Source organism: Blautia faecicola (assembly GCF_004123145.1).
GTDB lineage: Bacteria > Bacillota > Clostridia > Lachnospirales > Lachnospiraceae > Oliverpabstia > Oliverpabstia faecicola.
Genome location: NZ_SDKC01000001.1, coordinates 755,730 through 772,705, shown reverse-complemented (window position 1 = coordinate 772,705; position 16,976 = coordinate 755,730). Strand labels below are relative to the sequence as shown.

At 46.3% G+C, this 16,976-nt stretch carries 16 protein-coding genes and 1 pseudogene; 5 read left to right on the top strand and 12 right to left on the bottom strand.

All coding sequences use genetic code 11. The features are described 5' to 3' along the window. Positions 1–10: 10 nt before the first annotated feature. From ETP43_RS03550 to ETP43_RS03525, 6 genes are all read right to left on the bottom strand, one after another. The gene (locus ETP43_RS03550) at positions 11–460 is read right to left on the bottom strand and encodes a DUF3592 domain-containing protein (protein WP_129257062.1); all 450 of its coding nucleotides are present in this window, start codon (positions 458–460) and stop codon (positions 11–13) included. Between the two features lie 424 nt (positions 461–884). Further along, positions 885–2,699: a Na/Pi cotransporter family protein gene (locus ETP43_RS03545; protein WP_022398904.1), complete on the bottom strand. Its 1,815-nt coding sequence runs from the start codon at positions 2,697–2,699 to the stop codon at positions 885–887. 411 nt (positions 2,700–3,110) lie between these two features. Further along, a complete protein-coding gene (locus tag ETP43_RS03540; RefSeq protein WP_129259430.1) occupies positions 3,111–3,545 on the bottom strand; it encodes a hypothetical protein in 435 nt (144 codons plus the stop codon). Positions 3,546–3,677: 132 nt separating this feature from the next. Further along, a complete protein-coding gene (locus ETP43_RS03535) occupies positions 3,678–4,175 on the bottom strand; it encodes a DNA-deoxyinosine glycosylase (protein ID WP_022398906.1) in 498 nt (165 codons plus the stop codon). A gap of 31 nt (positions 4,176–4,206) precedes the next feature. Then, on the bottom strand, positions 4,207–5,391 hold the full coding sequence (locus ETP43_RS03530; RefSeq protein WP_129259428.1) for an MFS transporter: 1,185 nt from the start codon (positions 5,389–5,391) through the stop codon (positions 4,207–4,209). A 180-nt stretch (positions 5,392–5,571) separates the two neighbouring features. Further along, on the bottom strand, positions 5,572–6,504 hold the full coding sequence (locus tag ETP43_RS03525) for a GTP-binding protein (protein ID WP_129257061.1): 933 nt from the start codon (positions 6,502–6,504) through the stop codon (positions 5,572–5,574). A 156-nt stretch (positions 6,505–6,660) separates the two neighbouring features. Between ETP43_RS03525 and ETP43_RS17495 the strand changes: the two are divergent. Both ETP43_RS17495 and ETP43_RS17490 read left to right on the top strand, forming a co-directional pair. After that, positions 6,661–6,987, top strand: a pseudogene (locus ETP43_RS17495) (HAD family hydrolase). Continuing rightward, positions 6,947–7,252 carry an HAD hydrolase family protein gene (locus ETP43_RS17490; RefSeq protein WP_330546562.1) on the top strand — a complete coding sequence of 102 codons (306 nt, stop codon included), beginning with the start codon at positions 6,947–6,949 and terminating at the stop codon, positions 7,250–7,252. The pseudogene ETP43_RS17495 and the gene ETP43_RS17490 overlap by 41 nt, the downstream one beginning before the upstream one ends. Before the next feature lie 189 nt (positions 7,253–7,441). Here the strand turns inward: ETP43_RS17490 and ETP43_RS03515 are convergent, their stop codons facing one another. Beyond that, positions 7,442–8,770: an MATE family efflux transporter gene (locus tag ETP43_RS03515; RefSeq protein WP_129257060.1), complete on the bottom strand. Its 1,329-nt coding sequence runs from the start codon at positions 8,768–8,770 to the stop codon at positions 7,442–7,444. Between the two features lie 12 nt (positions 8,771–8,782). Next, positions 8,783–9,283, bottom strand: a complete 501-nt coding sequence (locus ETP43_RS03510; protein WP_118316319.1) for a nitroreductase family protein — start codon at positions 9,281–9,283, stop codon at positions 8,783–8,785. 419 nt (positions 9,284–9,702) lie between these two features. Between ETP43_RS03510 and ETP43_RS17485 the strand changes: the two genes are divergently transcribed. Together ETP43_RS17485 and ETP43_RS17480 are read left to right on the top strand one after the other, a co-directional pair. After that, positions 9,703–10,344 (top strand): MATE family efflux transporter, encoded by a 642-nt coding sequence (locus ETP43_RS17485; RefSeq protein WP_243114178.1) that lies wholly within the window; start codon positions 9,703–9,705, stop codon positions 10,342–10,344. Next, positions 10,341–11,033, top strand: a complete 693-nt coding sequence (locus ETP43_RS17480; protein ID WP_243114177.1) for an MATE family efflux transporter — start codon at positions 10,341–10,343, stop codon at positions 11,031–11,033. Before ETP43_RS17485 ends, ETP43_RS17480 begins: the two co-directional genes overlap by 4 nt. Before the next feature lie 137 nt (positions 11,034–11,170). Here the strand turns inward: ETP43_RS17480 and ETP43_RS03500 are convergent, their stop codons facing one another. Further along, positions 11,171–12,571, bottom strand: a complete 1,401-nt coding sequence (locus ETP43_RS03500) for a sodium-dependent transporter (protein WP_129257059.1) — start codon at positions 12,569–12,571, stop codon at positions 11,171–11,173. Positions 12,572–12,879: 308 nt separating this feature from the next. Between ETP43_RS03500 and ETP43_RS03495 the strand changes: the two genes are divergently transcribed. After that, on the top strand, positions 12,880–14,007 hold the full coding sequence (locus ETP43_RS03495) for an ROK family transcriptional regulator (RefSeq protein ID WP_129257058.1): 1,128 nt from the start codon (positions 12,880–12,882) through the stop codon (positions 14,005–14,007). A gap of 166 nt (positions 14,008–14,173) precedes the next feature. Here ETP43_RS03495 and ETP43_RS03490 read toward each other — a convergent pair whose 3' ends face one another. The 3 genes from ETP43_RS03490 to ETP43_RS03480 are packed head-to-tail and all read right to left on the bottom strand — an operon-like array spanning position 14,174 to position 16,917. Next, positions 14,174–15,052, bottom strand: coding sequence for a serine hydrolase domain-containing protein (locus tag ETP43_RS03490; protein ID WP_129257057.1), 879 nt, complete (start codon positions 15,050–15,052; stop codon positions 14,174–14,176). Positions 15,053–15,085: 33 nt separating this feature from the next. Continuing rightward, complete coding sequence (locus tag ETP43_RS03485) at positions 15,086–15,868, bottom strand: alpha/beta hydrolase (protein WP_129257056.1); 783 nt, start codon at positions 15,866–15,868, stop codon at positions 15,086–15,088. 20 nt (positions 15,869–15,888) lie between these two features. Continuing rightward, positions 15,889–16,917: a LacI family DNA-binding transcriptional regulator gene (locus ETP43_RS03480; protein WP_129257055.1), complete on the bottom strand. Its 1,029-nt coding sequence runs from the start codon at positions 16,915–16,917 to the stop codon at positions 15,889–15,891. Positions 16,918–16,976 lie beyond the last annotated feature (59 nt).

The window sequence follows — 16,976 nt, the reverse complement described above, 5'->3', positions numbered from 1 at the left end:
GTAAATATCATCACCATAACGAATTCCGAAGCACAACAACTCCGAAAATCAGCAATACCACTCCCGGGATAAAAAAGAGGACACCCCCAAGTACCGGTTTTTGTGGCTGATATTCTGTGATGTTCTTCGGATCAGACGGATCATAATAACCGGTACGCTGCATACCGGGCTTTTGCTCGGTGTCAGATCCATGATTGCTCGTATAGTAATAGACCTCGCCGTTTACCGTGTACTCATAGGTCGGCAGATAACAGATATCCGTGATCAGCTCCCGGTTTCCATCGCCAGTGTCTTCCCAGCGCTGGGTTTCTGATTTCGTCTGTTTGATCAGTGTCATAGTTGTGGTGGCTGTGTACTTTTGGCTGTCATCCTCATACTCGGCATAAACCTTTTTCCGATGCCGGGTTCCCAGCCAAAACAGAAGTATTGCTCCCAAAAGTAATCCAATTGCCAGACCCATACATTTCCCCCTTCCTGTCTGCTTTCTTTTGTAAGTATTGATTTATAGTAACTATTCAGTAGCCACTGTCCCGCGAGGTGTTTTGACATGAATATGTCAAAATTCCGAGACATACAAGCCATAATGCCATCACCGGTTTCTTCTGTTTTTATTATAACAGAACCCTTCTTTCCGCACTACTATATTATTCATCTGTGCAAAAAGATTGTTACTGGTTACTGTTCACTCCGTTCTCAGCAACACGCCTTGCAGAATATCACCAGTGAACAACAACAAAGGATTCCATAAAAATAATTTCATGTAAACTATGAGAAACACACTGCGCATCCTCGCGGAGCGTTTTTTACTTTACAGGAAAGCAATTTCCTGTAGAGTAAAAAAGCTTCCCGGGAAAATCCCGGGAAGCTTTCTGAATTTATATTTTTTATTCTATTTCTTCCGGCTCCATGCTCAGCACGTGCTCTTCACCTTTTTCAGTGATATCATATTTCTTTTTGTACTCGCTGAAGTATGTGTAATATTCGAAACTGTCCGTCGGATAGATCTTACTGTCGCGGATATGCATATCCGGGTCTTGTTCGCCACTCTTCATCAGGGCTACCATGGCACTTGCACAATGGGATGCAATTCGTCCGAAGCTATTCAGGATATCGTTAAATACAGTTCCCTCTTCCAGCCCGCAATTGCCATTGCTCAGTCGTTCCACATGGTGCATCTTCAGTTCATCACACAGATGGGTAATAACAACACCGAGAGGGGCTACACGCTGCGCTGCCTCCTTATCATCATTCAGAAAAGCATTACAGGTAATGTTGATCTCTTCACGTACCGCTTCCATCACGATATTCAACTCATTCCAGGCTGCCGGTGAAAAGTCCGTGTGATTGTCATGCATCTCGTTCGACATATGTGCGATATAAGATGCGTGGTCACCGATACGCTCAAAGTCACCGATCGTATGCAGATACAGGGATACCTGACGGGTCTGTGCCGTGTTCATCTCACGTTTGGTCAGCTGGATCAGATACTCGCCCAGACGGCTCTCATATTTGTCGATCAGGTCTTCTTTTCTCTGTACTTTATCGAACTTGTCCTGCTGATACTCGTTCAGCAGATTCATGGCTCTGTTTACATTCTTGCGAAGTTTCTTCGCCATACCGTTCATCGCACGGTGACACTGTGCGATTGCCAGTGCCGGATAGTTCAGCAGACGTTCCTCTAACAGGTCAAAATCTGCTTCGTCTTCCAGTTCTTCCGCACTGTCTTTGACCAGGATACATACCAATTTCTCGATCTTCGGAATGAACGGGAACAGTACCACTACGGTTGCCACACGGAAGACGGTATTTAACAGTGCGATAGATACCGGCGTCATCACCATATCCATAAAGGTAAAGTGCACAAACGCGTTGACCGTGTAGAAGATGATCGACCACATGAGCAGACCGAACAGGTCATTCAACAGATAAACCAGTGCGGTTCTTTTTCCGTTTTTATTAGCGCCGATTGCAGAAATCAGAACCGGACAGGCTGCACCAACACCGATTCCCAGTACGATAGGGAAGGCACTTGCAAATGTTAAGAGACCGGTAACGGAAAGTGCCTGCAGCACACCAACGGTGGCAGACGCACTCTGCAAAACTGCTGTGAACAGGATACCTACCAGGATACCTGCCAGCGGGTTGGAAAACATCGTTAACATCTTGATAAAGGTAGGATTTTCACGCAGCGGGGAAACCGCTCCACTCATCATCTGCATACCTGTCATCAGGATGGCAAAACCAAGCATGATATTTCCGATATTCTTATGTACGGAACGTTTGCAGAACATACGGAAAACGATACCAACTACAGCTACAACGGCAGAAATGGTCGCAGTGGAAAAGATACTTGCGATTCCTCCGCCACTTCCTCCGATGTAGGAAAGACACAGGATCCAGCCGGTAATACTGGTTCCGATATTGGCACCCATGATGATACCGATCGCCTGTTTCAGCTTCATCATACCGGAGTTTACAAAACCGATGACCATGACGGTCGTGGCGGATGACGACTGAATCACACTGGTAACACCCGTACCAAGAGCTACTCCTTTCAACGGAGTATTTGTCATTCGATATAAGAAGGCTTCCAGTTTGTTACCGGCTACCATCTTCAGACCATCGCCCATCAAAGACATTCCAAACAAAAATAATGCTACTCCGCATAGCAAAGACAAAATCATTGAAAATATTGCCATATTTTTCTCCTCTGTTGTCTGACATCCCGGTCTGTTTCCGGGACGGACACATTCTACATTTGGTTACTTTTTACTTTTGCTTTACCTATTATTTTCTTTTTCTTAACATTTCCTTTCTTATTATGCCATGTTGACGGTCTGATTACAACGTTTGATTGTTTTCCGACGTGATTTTTATCATCCCGTCAAAAATGCCTTGTTTTTTTTGTGTAAATTTCAGCAATTTTCCAACTATTTTCTCTATTGACATACTTGTGCGTACCTTTATGTCAATTCCGACATTTTCGTTATTTTTTTAACACTATAGTATACGCCGTACGGAATATTTTAAATTTACAGCTATGTCATTTCCCTTAAGTAAAAAGACGATGTCTCATACTCTTTTCAGAAGTTATGAAACATCGTCTTTTTTTACAGATACGACCGGATATCCACCGTAAGTTTTTCTTCTATATTAATCAGCCTTTTTGCAATATCTTTTACTTTTTCTTCTGCTTTTGCATACTGGTTCAGATAGCGGTGCAACGATTTGATTCCCATATTGCACCCATCCGTCATCAGATCCGCGATCGTTGCGTCGGACTCATCCATCGCCAGTTTTCCCTTGGTCTTCATCCAGGACATGCCCTTTGCCATCAGGTTCGGCTCTTTCCCCTCTTCCCGGCTGGCTTCCAGTTCCCGCTGGATTTCCTCCTGCAGTTTTTCGTGTTTATCCCTGCATGCAAGTAACAACTGTCGGAATTTCCCTTCTTTCACATACGGAAGCACCTCCTGAATCGAGGTAATTCCCATCTGTACACCGGCATCACACTCCTGTAACAGCCGGATCGTCTCTTCCTGTTCCATCATTTCTGACTGCCTCCTTTTTTGTGTTGCATTCAGATATAGTATGCCTTTTTGAAAAGACTTTTATGCGAATTTTTCTATTTTCCTGAATCCCTCATGCATGATTGGCGGAACATGTTTTAATTCATTTTCTCAGACTTCCGTGATCGCACGGCTCCAGATCTCCGTCAGTTTCTCCAGAGAGTACGCCGCATTGGCAGGGCTTGTGGACGGCAGTTCTTCCATCGGAAGGTTCATCTCTTTGTCCTGATATTTTTTATAAAGCTTTCCGGCTGTTTTTCCGTTTGTGTACACCTTCTGAATCTGCGATTCTCCCACGATTTTCCCCAGATCCGCCGGAACCACATCTTTGATACTGCTGTCACTCGACCCTATGATACTGCACTGTTCGATCACATCATACACGGCAACACCGCGCCGGAAAAGCATCGCCTTTTTCTCTTCCACCGTCTGTGGCTCCTCCTCTTTCAGCACTGCCGCCAGCACCTTCCAGAACCGATTCCGCGGATGTCCGTAAAAAAATGCCTGCTCCCTCGATTTCACAGAAGGAAAACTTCCCAGGATCAGTATCCGTGACTCGCTGTTATACACCGGCCCGAAGCCGTGGCTGATGTTTTGATATTCTTTCATGTATCTCTTCCTTATTTTCTCATCAAATTTTTTATTTCACCGCCCGTTTCTTCCCGGACAGCGCCGTTCCCACGATCAGTAACACCGGAAATACAATCGCTGCGAAGATTCCTTTTTTCAGATCTTCGGAGAACATGCTGGATACATAGCCAACCAGTGTCGGACCGCCGGAGCAGCCGAGGTCACCGCCGAGGGCTAACAATGCAAACATAGCGGTTCCGCCGTTTCGCATGACGGCAGATGCCTTGCTGAAGCTTCCCGGCCACATGATTCCTACGGACAGACCGCAGATCGCACATCCCAACAGGGACAGCTGCGGAAGCGGGGACAGGGAAATCAGCAGGTAGGAGCCGATACAGAGTAACCCGCTGCCTACCATGAATTTATCCAGATCGATCTTATCACCGAATTTTCCATAAAATGCTCTGGCGCTTCCCATCAGGATGGCGAACGCCATAGGACCTGCCAGATCCCCGATCGCCTTGCTGACACCCAGACCCTTTTCCGCAAAGGTGGATGCCCACTGGCTGACCGCCTGTTCACTGGCTCCGGCGCAGATCATCATCAGCATCAGGATCCAGAACATTTTTTCCTTGCACAGATCAAGGATTGTCATTCCGTTTTCTCCTTCTTCTACCAGAGGAGCAATCGGTGCTTTTACAAAAATCAGTCCGTTCACGATCGGGATAATTGCCCAGACACACGCAAGGATCTTCCAGTTTTCAATCCCGAAAATTTTAAAGAAGCAGGTGGAAATCAGTACGACTGCCACATGTCCCCAGCAATAAAACGAATGTAACAGGCTCATCGCTTTTTCTTTGTTGTCTGTCGGGCAACTCTCCATAATCGGGCTGATCAGCACTTCGATCAAACCGCCGCCGATCGCATAGATCATAACGGACAGCAAAATTCCTGTATACGCATCCGGTAAAAGATTCGGCAGTACGACCAGACCGAGCAGTCCCAACGCGGATGCCGCATGTGCGATCACGATCGATACCCGGTAGCCGATCTTATCGACAAATCCGGCGGATAACAGATCCACGATCAGCTGGATACCGAAGTTAAGCGTGATCAGCATCGTGATCTTACGCAACGGAATCCCATATGTTTTTTCAAAGGTTAAAAATAACAGCGGTACAAAGTTATTGACGACCGCCTGCACCACATAGCCGATAAAACAGGCATATATGGTTTTCTGATACTTATCTTTCATTTTTCCTCCCATGTTTTTCTTTTTCTATTTTCCTGTTGTCCATATACTCAAGACAGACAGTATCTCTCTTTTAAGGGATACTGTCTGTTCAGCAACAGCCTTTTATATTATATATCAGCCTGCACCATTTGTAATTGCATTTTTTTCGCTTCTTTTTATACTATATTGCAAATTGTTTAATTAATTCAAGTACTGACGAATCTTCTCTTCCTGCAATCTTTCCCCGATCACGATCAGAATCTCCTGTCCTTCTTTGATCGGCTGTTTTTGCAATTCATGGCGGGTTGCATTGACCTCAATCCAGCTGCCGTTTTCTTCCTGCATAAATCCTTTGATCCGGAAGACTTCCCCGCAGGACGGGTCGGCAAAGATTTTATTCATGCCTGCAAGAATCTCTTCCACCGTCATCTTCCGTTCCATCACATACACCGTGTCAAAACTGTTTTCCTCGGTCAGATCCATTTTCTGATAATTTTCCTGCACATAACCGCACTGCTGAATCTTTGCAAAATCCGCATTCATGAGCGACAGGCTGCCTTTTCGGATAATCTCCTGATCCAGTCTGCGGCCACAGTGTACCTTCTCCAGTGCTCGGTTCAGATGCATGATCGTTGCCTGCATCTCTTCCTCCGTCGCTTCTTCCGCACGGCTTAACACCACCGCTCCTGCATGCGCCGCCTCCGAAGCCAGCAGATACTCGGACATTTCCGAAAGCTCCGGTTCCAGCTTTGCGTTGACTACGGTGATGACATTTCCTATTTTATACCAGCGATCCAGCGGTTCATCCCGCAGCACATCAAAGAATTCATCCACATCATACACCCCTGATGGTTCCACCAGCACCCGGTCATAACCGCACATTCCCATCGCGATCAGTTTGGTGCGAAATCTCCTCCGGTGTGTTTCCCTGTCGCATCCACCGGCGATCATCTCCAGTTCACACTTATCCCCCATCAGTTCCTGTAACAGCAACATATCCACATTGACCGCGCCAAAATCATTTTCCAGAATCCCGATGTTCATTCCCTGATCCATCAGGTATTTTGCATAGCGTTTGATAAATGTTGTTTTCCCCGAACCTAAGAATCCGGTAATCAGATCGATTGTAACCATATCTCGTCACCTCATGTTGTTTTCCTATCATTTCATCAGTTTCACATGCCTACATTATGTTCGGTATTGCTTTCGCTGTCAAGTATTGCCTGCACCATGCAAATATGATAAATTTGTACCGAAACGATTATTACCCTACGCAGGAGGAACTTTACGATGTCCGATTATCAGCTGATCGCCTTTGATATGGATGGCACTTTATTAAACAGTCAAAAAGAAATCTCACCTGCCTGTATCCACTGGATCCACTAGGCTGCCCTCGCGGGAAAAACTGTAATTTTAAATACCGGGCGGTGTCCGGCGGAACTGGAAGAATATTTTGCACTGCTTCCGGATCTTACTTATGTAAACTGTGTAAGTGGTGCTCTTGTATATAATCACGCCACAAAAGAAACCATTTATTCCAGGACTCTTCCTGTCGATACCGTAAAAAAGAAAGCGGATCCTGGATCTGGGACTGGATGTCGAACTTGCCGATGCTGAGACAACTTCCCTGGAAATCTCCGCAAAGGGGATCCACAAAGGGATCGGACTTTCCAGACTTTGTGAATATCTGCACATCCCGCTTTCCCAGACGATCGTAGTCGGAGATGCCGATAATGATGCCGCAGCATTACAAGCAGCCGGTCTTCCGGTGGCTATGGCAAATGCGAAGGACCGGATCAAAGCACTGGCAGATGTGATTACGATGCAGGATAATGACCATGACGGGTGTGCCGAAGTGATTCAGAAGTATCTGTTATCCTGATACAAACCGGCTGCTCAGCCATTATCCAAACTGTCATCCACGGCAGTCGTCAAGTTCTCGTGCAAGCACGGACTTTGACTCATTGCTCGCGTAAATAATATCTGGATAAACCCATTTTTATAAAAAACACCTTTATGGAAATCAACGGATCATATACGATCCTGTTTTTCCGTAAAGGTGTTTTCTGTTTTACTCTTTTCTTAATTTTTTACTCTTCTTCATATAAACCAGCCCGGTAAGATCCGCCAGCGCCCAGCCAATCGGAATTGCCACCCAGATCCCGATCACACCGACCCAGGCCGATAATACGTACGCCAGTAATACGCGCAATCCCAGCGAGATCACAGTCAGAACCAGCGACATTTCCGCCTGCTTGATCGCGCGGTAATATCCATACAGCAAAAAAAGGAATCCGATGCCGATATAGCAGGCTCCCTCGATGCGAAGATACTGTACACCCGCTGCCAGAACTTCCGTCTCACTTTTCCGGATAAAGATCCGCATCAGATACGGGGCACCCGCATACACCAGTGCGGAAATGATCAGACTGAACACTCCGCTGATTGCAAATGCCTGCCGGGTTCCTTTCCGGATCCGTTCTTTCTCTCCCGCGCCGTAATTTTGTGCCACAAAGGTTGAGTACGCATTGCCAAAATCCTGCACCGGCAGATAAGCAAATGTATCAATCTTTACTGCCGCCGCAAAAGCTGCCATAATGACCGATCCGAAACTGTTGACCAGTCCCTGCACCATCAGAATCCCGAAGTTCATCACTGACTGTTGCAGGCAGGTCAGCGTGGACAGATTGGCGATTTCTTTTAAAATCCCCCTGTCATAATGCAACTCTGCCTTTCCCGGCAAAAACTCTCTGCTGCATTTCCATGCATACAGGGTAATCCCGATTCCCGACACATACTGCGCGAGTACTGTCGCAAGCGCCGCACCTGCGATTCCGAGTGAAAATACCATCACAAACAAGAGATCCAGCGCAATATTTAATCCCGCTGATACGGCAAGAAATATCAGCGGCACGGTTGAATTGCCGAGGGCACGGAGCATGCAGGAAAAGAAATTGTAAAGGGATGTTGCGAGGATTCCCGCAAAGATCACCAGCAGGTACTCCCGCATTCCTGCGTATACTTCTTCCGGTACTTTCAGAAATACTAAAATTCCGTCAATTCCAAGGTAGACTGCCACATTCAAAAGCAGTGTCACTCCAAGGATCAGCACACCCGCATGAAGAACCGTCACCCGCAGCCCTTCTTTTTCTCCCTTTCCCTGATAAATAGAAAATAACGCCCCGCTTCCCATACTGAGTCCCAGAAAGATCGAGGTCAGAAATGTCATCAGTGTATAGGCGGAACCCACCGCCGCCAGCGCTTCACTTCCCAGCACCCTTCCTACAATCAGCGTATCTGCAATATTATAAAACTGCTGCAACAGATTTCCCGCCATCATGGGCAGTGCAAAGAGTAACAGCGATTTTCCTATGTTTCCTTTGGTAAGATCTGTGTACATTTCGTTCCCGTCTTACCCTCTTGTCACACGATGGATCCGGGTTTCATCATAACGATCCTGCTGGGTTCTCTCTTCTGCCGGATATCCCAGCGCAAAGATACCGAAGGCCCGCTGACTTTCCGGAATACCGATGATTTTTTCTACTTTTTCCATCCTGTCCTCTAACGGCGCGATTCCCATCCAGACACCGCCAAGTCCCACTTCATCGGTGGCAAGCCACATATTTTCCATACAGATACTCAGGTCAATCTGCGCGTACTCCGGTACGGTACATTCTTTCCGGTAAGCGGTAACGATCGCCACCGGTGCTTTCGCAGTGAGTTTTGCGTATGGCGTTGTCTCAGAAAGTTCTTCTAAAATCTCCGGATCTTCCACGATGTAGAATTCCCACGGCTGCTGGTTACAGGCAGATGGTGCTGCCATGGACGCCCTCAGAATATAATCCAGTTTTTCCGGTTCTACCTTTTTTTCCTGATACTTTCTAATACTGACTCTGTGAAATAAATCTGCCATTATTTTTCCTCCCATATCATCGTTTTATATATCTAATATCTTATCATTTTTCCGTATATTTTCCAAATCATTTTCGCTACTGTCCTATTTTAGTTGATAATTCTGTTACTGGTACTCCGCAGCCAGTAACACGCTGCGCAATGCACAGAATTTATGCTGATCATATAAATTTGCGTGATATCTCTCGGGTTTTTCTGTGACCTTCACTCACCCAAAACGTCTCGCGGGATATTACCCGGGAACAGTAATATAATTCTCACTTTTTATTTATATTCACTAAAAATCATTGCAAAATTTTGGTGCTTTTTAACTGTATTGCCTGTCCATTTATTTTCCGATATAATAGATAGCAGTAAGGGTCAATCACAGCTTTGACCCTTATCTCTATGTAAACAGCTATAATTAAAGGAGGTTTCCCAATGGAAAATGAAATTTTTGAAAAGGCTCCCGTGCCGAAAGCCTTTTTTACGATGGCACTCCCTGTAGTGTTCAGTATGGTAATCTCACTGGTCTATAATATGGTAGATACTTACTTTATTGCCCGGACCGGCAACACCAATCTTGTGGCAGGTGTCTCTCTCGGCGCACCGATTTTTACCCTGATGATCGCCCTCGGCGATATCTTCGGACTCGGTGGAAGTTCCGTGATTTCCCGTCTCTTCGGAGAAAAAAAAGACGCGGACGGAAAACGGCTCAGCGTCTTCTGTTTTTATGGTGCGATCCTGTGCGGAATCGTGATCGCTGCTCTTATGCTGCTGTTTCGCCGGCCGATCCTCGGACTTCTTGGTGCTGACGCGGATACTTATACCTACGCTTCCCAATACTATACCTGGCTGGTGCTTGGTGCTCCGTTTATCATTGTGGCACTGACTCCGTCAAATCTGCTTCGTACCGAAGGGTTTGCCAAAGCTTCCATGGTCGGTACGATTCTCGGATCTGTAGTTAATATCATTCTGGATCCGGTCTTTATCTCCGTGCTTGGATTTGGCGCTGCCGGTGCGGCGATTGCTACGGTCATCGGAAATATCTGTTCTGATATTTTTTTGTCTGGTTTTTGTTGAACCGCAGCAAACGACTTTCCGTCAATCCTGCAAATTTCTACATCCACAAAGATGAACTGATTCAGATCTTCGCCATCGGTATCCCGGCTTCCATCACCAACCTGATGCAGAGTCTCGGCATGACACTTATGAACCGTTCCCTTCTGCCTTACGGAAATGACCGTGTCGCAGCCATGGGCATTATTATGAAAGTCAATATGATCGCCGTGCTGATCCTGGTCGGATTTGCCTTCGGTGGACAGCCGCTGATCGGTTATAACTACGGTGCAAAAAATCGCCGCCGGCTGGAAGAAATCCTTTCTTTCGCCTATAAGTTTGAATGTGGTCTTGGTCTTCTTCTGACCATTCTTCTTTCTCTGGCAGCCCGCCCGATGATCCGGATCTTTATGAAAGATAACACAATCGTCTCCCTCGGCGTTCCGATGCTCCGGATGCAGCTGCTCGGTATGGTGTTCGTGGCAATTGTTCTGGTCACCACCTGTACATTCCAGTCCGCAGGTATGGCAAGAAACGCGTTTCTGTTATCGATCAGCCGCCAGGGAGTGATCTTTGCCATTGTACTTGCGATTGCTTCCCACACAATCGGATATCAGGGGATTTTGCTGTCGCAGGCTATTTCAGATCTGCTGACCGCTGTGCTTGCTATCGCCCTTTATCGGACAAGTGTTGCAAAAGAACTCCACACCTGAAAAAGTTATAACATATCATTCTAAAGCATAAAAAGTTCGAATCCATCTGTTGTATAACAACTCGTGGATTCGAACTTTTTATGTTTTTGATGTCGGATTGTTCCGTACTTTTTCGAGCAATCCTTTTCAGGTTTACGCTACAGGCTGAACACACCCAGTGACTGCAGAAGCAGTGCTGCCAGCAGAACCGGCGCGATGAATTTTACCATAACAATATACAGTTTCTTTCTTCCGAACTTATAGCCGCCAATCGTTACTTCATCGATAATGGTCTGTGGTTTTACCACCCAGCCGATCAGGATACAGCTGAGCAGTGCAACAGTCGGCATCAGCAGGTTGTTGCTCAAATAATCCATCAGATCCAGAATCTGTGCAACCGCACCATTCGGAAGTTTCAGTTCAAAGTACAGGACATTGTATCCCAGACACACGATCACTCCGACAATACATGCATAGATCGTTACCAGAACCGTTCCTTTCTTTCTGCTCACATGGAACCTGTCAATAATGTTGGATACAATCGATTCCATGACAGATACGGAAGATGTTACCGCTGCAAAAGATACCATCAGGAAGAAAATCGTTCCGATGACCGGACCGGCTGCTCCCATCGCCTCAAAAATCTTCGGCAATGATACAAACATCAGTCCCGGACCGGCGGACATTCCCTCCGTTCCCATGAACGTATACACGGCCGGAACGATCATCAGACCGGCCAGCAGAGCCACCGCGGTATCAAACCATTCAATCTGATTAATGGACCGCATCAGATTGGTCTCTTTCTTTACGTAAGATCCATAAGTTACCATAATACCCATCGCCACACTGATCGAGAAGAACAGCTGTCCCAGTGCATCGACAAATACGATCACAAAGTCTTTCAGTGTCATACCACTGAAATTTGGTACCAGATAAACTTTCAGCCCCTGCAGACCGGTTCTTGTCACACCGTCCGCATCGCTGTGAGACAACGTCATCGAAAAGATGGATATACCAACGATCATTACCAGAAGAATCGGCATCAGGATTCTACTGTAATTTTCAATTCCTTTGTTTACTCCCCTGTAAACAACAAATGCGGTCAGGAACAGGTAGATAAACAGCCAGATGATCGGCTGCCACACGCTTGTGATATAACCGGTAAAATAACCGTCCTGTGCGGCTTCCACCCCATGTCCGGTGATAAAGGTTCCCAGATATTTCAGTACCCATCCACCGATGGAACAGTAATAGGGCAGAATCACAACCGGAATGATACACGCCAGAATGCCAAGACCGCCCCATTTGGGGTGAATCATCCGGTACGCATTCAACGGACTCTGTCCGGTTTTTCTTCCGATAGCTACATCTGTGGTCAACAGCGTAAAACCAAAGGTCAGTGCCAGAATAATGTAAACCAGAATGAAGGTTCCTCCTCCATCCTTCGCTGCCAGATACGGAAATCTCCAGATATTTCCCAGTCCGACAGCACTTCCTGCTGCTGCAAGTACGAATCCAATAGATCCGGTAAAATTTCCTCGTTTGTTTCCTTTCTCCATACGTTACTCACTTTCTAAAAATTTTGTACCTTACTACTGTACCCTGATTTCAGAATCTTGTCTATCATTTTCCTGATTTTTTTTGGTTTTTTATAATCCTTCAGCAGATAGGATCCCGTGAGGTGTTCCGGCATGAGAATGGTTACCGTTCACTCCGTTCCCAGTAACACGCTTTGCGATGCACAGAATTTATACTAATCGCATAAGCAGATATTTTTAACATTTCTCGCAAAATCATGTTATAATTTAATCTGATACGAATGAAACTTACTATTTTTCGGAATATATAAGAATAAATGGAGGGGACTATGGAGCATCAACGACTGACAAATAAAGAAGTGAAAAAGAAAAACCGGAATCAGATTTTCCGTTATATTTGTACCCATGGAACAGTATCCAATCCGGATATCGCCTCCGACCTGCACCTGAGTCTCCCAACCGTGACCAACACCACCAGAGAACTTCTCGAATCGGGGCTGCTGCGGGATCTCGGTGAGATGCAGTCCACCGGTGGCCGCAGAGCCAGAGCGCTGTGTGCCGCTTCGGATTATCGGTTTTCCATCGGACTGGATATCACCCGAAATCATCTTGGCATCCTTCTTTTGAATCTGATCGGAGACATTATAAAACATGAAAGAATACAGCTTGGTTTTTCCAGAAGTTCCGCCTATTTCTCCGAAGTCTGTCAGAAAATTGATGATTTTCTCCTGGAAACGGAGATTTCCGGAGAACAGATCCTCGGTCTTGGCATCTCTCTTCCAGGAATCGTCGATCCGGTGCAGAAAATGATCACTTATTCCCATGCCCTCGGTGTGCGGGATCTGCCTTTTGGGGAAATACAATCGTATTTCCCATGGCACTGTACCTTTTTAAATGATGCAAATGCAGGTGCTTTTGCGGAAGGCATCGGTTCGGATCTGCCTTCCTCCTTCTTTTATCTTTCTCTGAGTAACACCGTGGGCGGTGCCATCTTTCACGATGGCAATCTGCTTCCGGGCGATGCTTTCCGCTGTGGAGAAGCCGGTCACATGACTCTGATTCCCAATGGAAAACCGTGTTACTGCGGAAAAACCGGCTGCGTCGATGCCTACTGTTCCGCCAGACTCCTCTCGGATCTGTCCGGCAGACGGCTGGAAGATTTCTTTCTCGGACTTCAGCAGAACAACCCGGACTATCGTTCCGTCTGGGATACCTATCTGGAGCATCTGGCAGTCGTCATCAACAACCTGCATATGATCCTCGACTACGATATCGTCCTCGGCGGTTATGTAGGAAGCTTTCTCACCCCCTGGCTCGATACGATCCGCCACCTGGTTGCTGAACGCAATACTTTCGAAGACGATGGCAGCTTTGTAAAACTGTGCACCTACCAGACCGGAGCGGCGGCTTATGGGGCGGCGATGGATGTAATGGAAGGTTTTTTGCGAACAGTATGACCTGTGAATCTGCAAAGTAAATGTATCATTGCCGGTTTTATAATTTTAGAATGCCAGATAGGCATTTCAGGTTTTCGCTGGCCCACATACAAAAGAAGCAGAAATCCGAAAATAGATTTCTGCTTCTTTTGTATTATATGATATCATTATATGTTTCATTATCCGTTTATACCTGCGGAAATACCTCCGTAAACACCGCATCCATCAGTTCCTGGTCTCTGCGGCATTCTGCGATAACAGTGATAACCGCGTTTTTCTCCCGACTGATAATGGACCACTGGCAATATTTTCCGTCGGCTCGGAAAGTGTTTTCCCTACCGCCCCAGAACAGGTAGCCATAGCCGAAGCTGTCTTTGTCGTTTTCTACCTGTTTGCTGGTGGCTTCCTTTACCCAGCTTTCCGGTACCAGCTGTTTTCCGTTCCAGTTTCCGTTCTGCAGATAGAGAAGTCCCAGTTTGTGGAGTTCATCCATTGTCAGGTAAAGTCCGCCGGCACCGAAGACATGACCATAGGGATCCAGTTCCCAGGTCGGACGGGCGATGCCCAGCGGTTTGAACAGTCGCGGATACAGGTAGGATACCAGATCACATCCGGCTCTCCGTTCTACCAGAACACCTGCAAGATACGGACCTACGTTATTGTATACAAACTTTGTTCCCGGCTCGTAGACAAACGGGAGGGCAAGACTCATCTTCACCCAGTCCTCTTCCTCATAAACCGGGCGCTGTGCACCCATCAGTTCCGCTTTTTCCTGTCCGAGGCACATGGTCAGAAGGTCTTTTACCGTAGCCTTTGCAAGGTTCTCACTGACATTTTCCGGAAGATCTTCGTCAAAACAGTCCACCAGTTTTTCATCCAGGGATAGCAGACCTTCTTTTACTGCAATTCCCACAGCTGTGGAAGTGAAACTTTTGCTGGCAGAATATACATTTCTTCTGCACTGTTCATCCCACAGTTTCTTTCCGATTTCTTTGCCGTCCTTCGTCACAACGATCCCCAGCACACCCAGATCTTTGACTTTTTTCTCAAATGCATCAAAATTCATAAAAAATCCCCCTTTTGCACTCGCATATATAATTTACATTTTATGTTTTCCCATCTTCGCATAGCTGTCTGTTCTCGGCAGCCAGTCCAGGAACTTTGGAAGTTCCAGTTCCCAGAATCTCCATTCGTGTTCATAACCGTCCACACGGTCAAAACGGTGCTCAATTTTCAGAGAATTCAGATATTCTTCGAACTGATCCACCGATTCAATCAGGAAATCATTGTTTCCCACACAGAAGAAAATATCCGGCAGCTTTTTGCCTGCATCCAGATCGTCTTTGATTGTCTGATAGAGATCCATCGCATCCGGATATTTATGTCCTACTCGTTCTTCCATCTCTTTCGACCAGACTGTAGCCGGTGAAAATGCACCAACCGCACGGTACTGTTCTGTATCCGTCATCGCATGGATCAGTGCACCATATCCTCCCATGGAAGCTCCTGCGATATAGGTATCCTCCGGACGATCTGAGATCGGGAAGTATGCTTTTACGAATTCCGGAAGTTCTTTTCCAATAAAATCGTAGAATTTTTCCCCGTAGATCGTATCCATATACAGGGAATTTCCTACCGATGCAGAAACTACCGCGATCCGGTACTCTTCCGCATAACGGCTGACGCAGGTAAAACGCTCCCAGGATAGATAATCATTTCCATGGCCGTGTAACAGGTATAATACCGGGAATTTTTCCGGCATCTGATGCGTCAGTAACACCGGATCATCCATATCACAGGGACTTACTCCCGGCAGCGTGATTGTAAGATCTGCTCCGTGACCCAGAGCGTAAGAAAAAAAATTGCAATGCATCTGTGGCATGGTACGTTCCTCCTTTATTGTTATTCACTTATTGTTTCCAGTGGTTTTGTCGTCGGTCCTTCATGAAACGTTACGGGAATGTTCGTGACATCCTCAGCTTTTCCGTTTTCAATCATATCTGTAAGGCTCTTCACTGCCTGCTTTGCAATCTCATGCACCGGCTGCGCAATGCTCGATACGATTGGTTTCCCCTGATTTAAAAACTGCAGACCATCGTATCCGATAATCTGGATATCTTCCGGAACCCGTTTTCCCATCTCTTCGAGTTCTTCCCGTACAATCGTTGCGAGGTGATCCGAACTGGTAAAGATTCCATCGATGGAATGTTCGCCCAGGGACGGGGAAATATAAGCCCGCAGCATATTGTGGATCAGTTTTCTGGATCCGTAGGATTCATAGACCGAAACAATCTGTTTTTCTGACATTTCCACACTGTTACAGGAAAGATCATGTTCCATACAATATTCCGTAAAACCGACTCTTCTTTTTCGTACTTCACTGTCTACGGATGACATTGTCATAAAGCACAACAGGTTGGTGGATCCTCTTTTATGCAGATTCTCTGCTGCAAGCCAGCCGCCCTGCCAGTTATCTCCTGCCACACATGGGATGTGTGATTTGTAATGACGGTCGATGGAAACAAAAGCCATGTTTTCGATCCGTTCCTCTTCTACCTTACTGTAAGTCACACCAATGATTCCGTCAACTTTATTTTGTTTTGCCATATCCATAAATGCCACTTCCCGTTCGGCATCATCACCGGACAGGCATAGTAGTACCTGTTTTCCGACTGCTGACAATTCGCTTTCCAGGGCATCCAGCAACAGTGCAAAATACGGATTGATCAGATTCGGCAGAATGACAACCACATAATCGGTCTTCTGCATCCGCATTCCCTTTGCCAGAGTATTCACCTGATACCCCAGTTTTTCTATGGATGCTTCTACCAGCTTTCTCCTCGCTTCACTGACACGTCCTCCATTCAGTACGTTCGACACGGTTCCCACCGATACACCGGCGTCCCGTGCAACGTCTTTGATTGTTACCATTTGATTTTCCTCCTCCACACCTTCCTATCAGATACTCAAGTTCGACACAGCAAGTTTCT

What these genes read in the sequence shown, in the direction of transcription:
- ETP43_RS03550 (WP_129257062.1), bottom strand. Translation starts at nt 460, where the DNA reads ATGGGTCTGGCAATTGGATTACTTTTGGGAGCAATACTTCTGTTTTGG.
- ETP43_RS03545 (WP_022398904.1), bottom strand. Translation starts at nt 2,699, where the DNA reads ATGGCAATATTTTCAATGATTTTGTCTTTGCTATGCGGAGTAGCATTA.
- ETP43_RS03540 (WP_129259430.1), bottom strand. Translation starts at nt 3,545, where the DNA reads ATGGAACAGGAAGAGACGATCCGGCTGTTACAGGAGTGTGATGCCGGT.
- ETP43_RS03535 (WP_022398906.1), bottom strand. Translation starts at nt 4,175, where the DNA reads ATGAAAGAATATCAAAACATCAGCCACGGCTTCGGGCCGGTGTATAAC.
- ETP43_RS03530 (WP_129259428.1), bottom strand. Translation starts at nt 5,391, where the DNA reads ATGAAAGATAAGTATCAGAAAACCATATATGCCTGTTTTATCGGCTAT.
- ETP43_RS03525 (WP_129257061.1), bottom strand. Translation starts at nt 6,504, where the DNA reads ATGGTTACAATCGATCTGATTACCGGATTCTTAGGTTCGGGGAAAACA.
- ETP43_RS03515 (WP_129257060.1), bottom strand. Translation starts at nt 8,770, where the DNA reads ATGTACACAGATCTTACCAAAGGAAACATAGGAAAATCGCTGTTACTC.
- ETP43_RS03510 (WP_118316319.1), bottom strand. Translation starts at nt 9,283, where the DNA reads ATGGCAGATTTATTTCACAGAGTCAGTATTAGAAAGTATCAGGAAAAA.
- ETP43_RS17485 (WP_243114178.1), top strand. Translation starts at nt 9,703, where the DNA reads ATGGAAAATGAAATTTTTGAAAAGGCTCCCGTGCCGAAAGCCTTTTTT.
- ETP43_RS03500 (WP_129257059.1), bottom strand. Translation starts at nt 12,571, where the DNA reads ATGGAGAAAGGAAACAAACGAGGAAATTTTACCGGATCTATTGGATTC.
- ETP43_RS03495 (WP_129257058.1), top strand. Translation starts at nt 12,880, where the DNA reads ATGGAGCATCAACGACTGACAAATAAAGAAGTGAAAAAGAAAAACCGG.
- ETP43_RS03490 (WP_129257057.1), bottom strand. Translation starts at nt 15,052, where the DNA reads ATGAATTTTGATGCATTTGAGAAAAAAGTCAAAGATCTGGGTGTGCTG.
- ETP43_RS03485 (WP_129257056.1), bottom strand. Translation starts at nt 15,868, where the DNA reads ATGCCACAGATGCATTGCAATTTTTTTTCTTACGCTCTGGGTCACGGA.
- ETP43_RS03480 (WP_129257055.1), bottom strand. Translation starts at nt 16,917, where the DNA reads ATGGTAACAATCAAAGACGTTGCACGGGACGCCGGTGTATCGGTGGGA.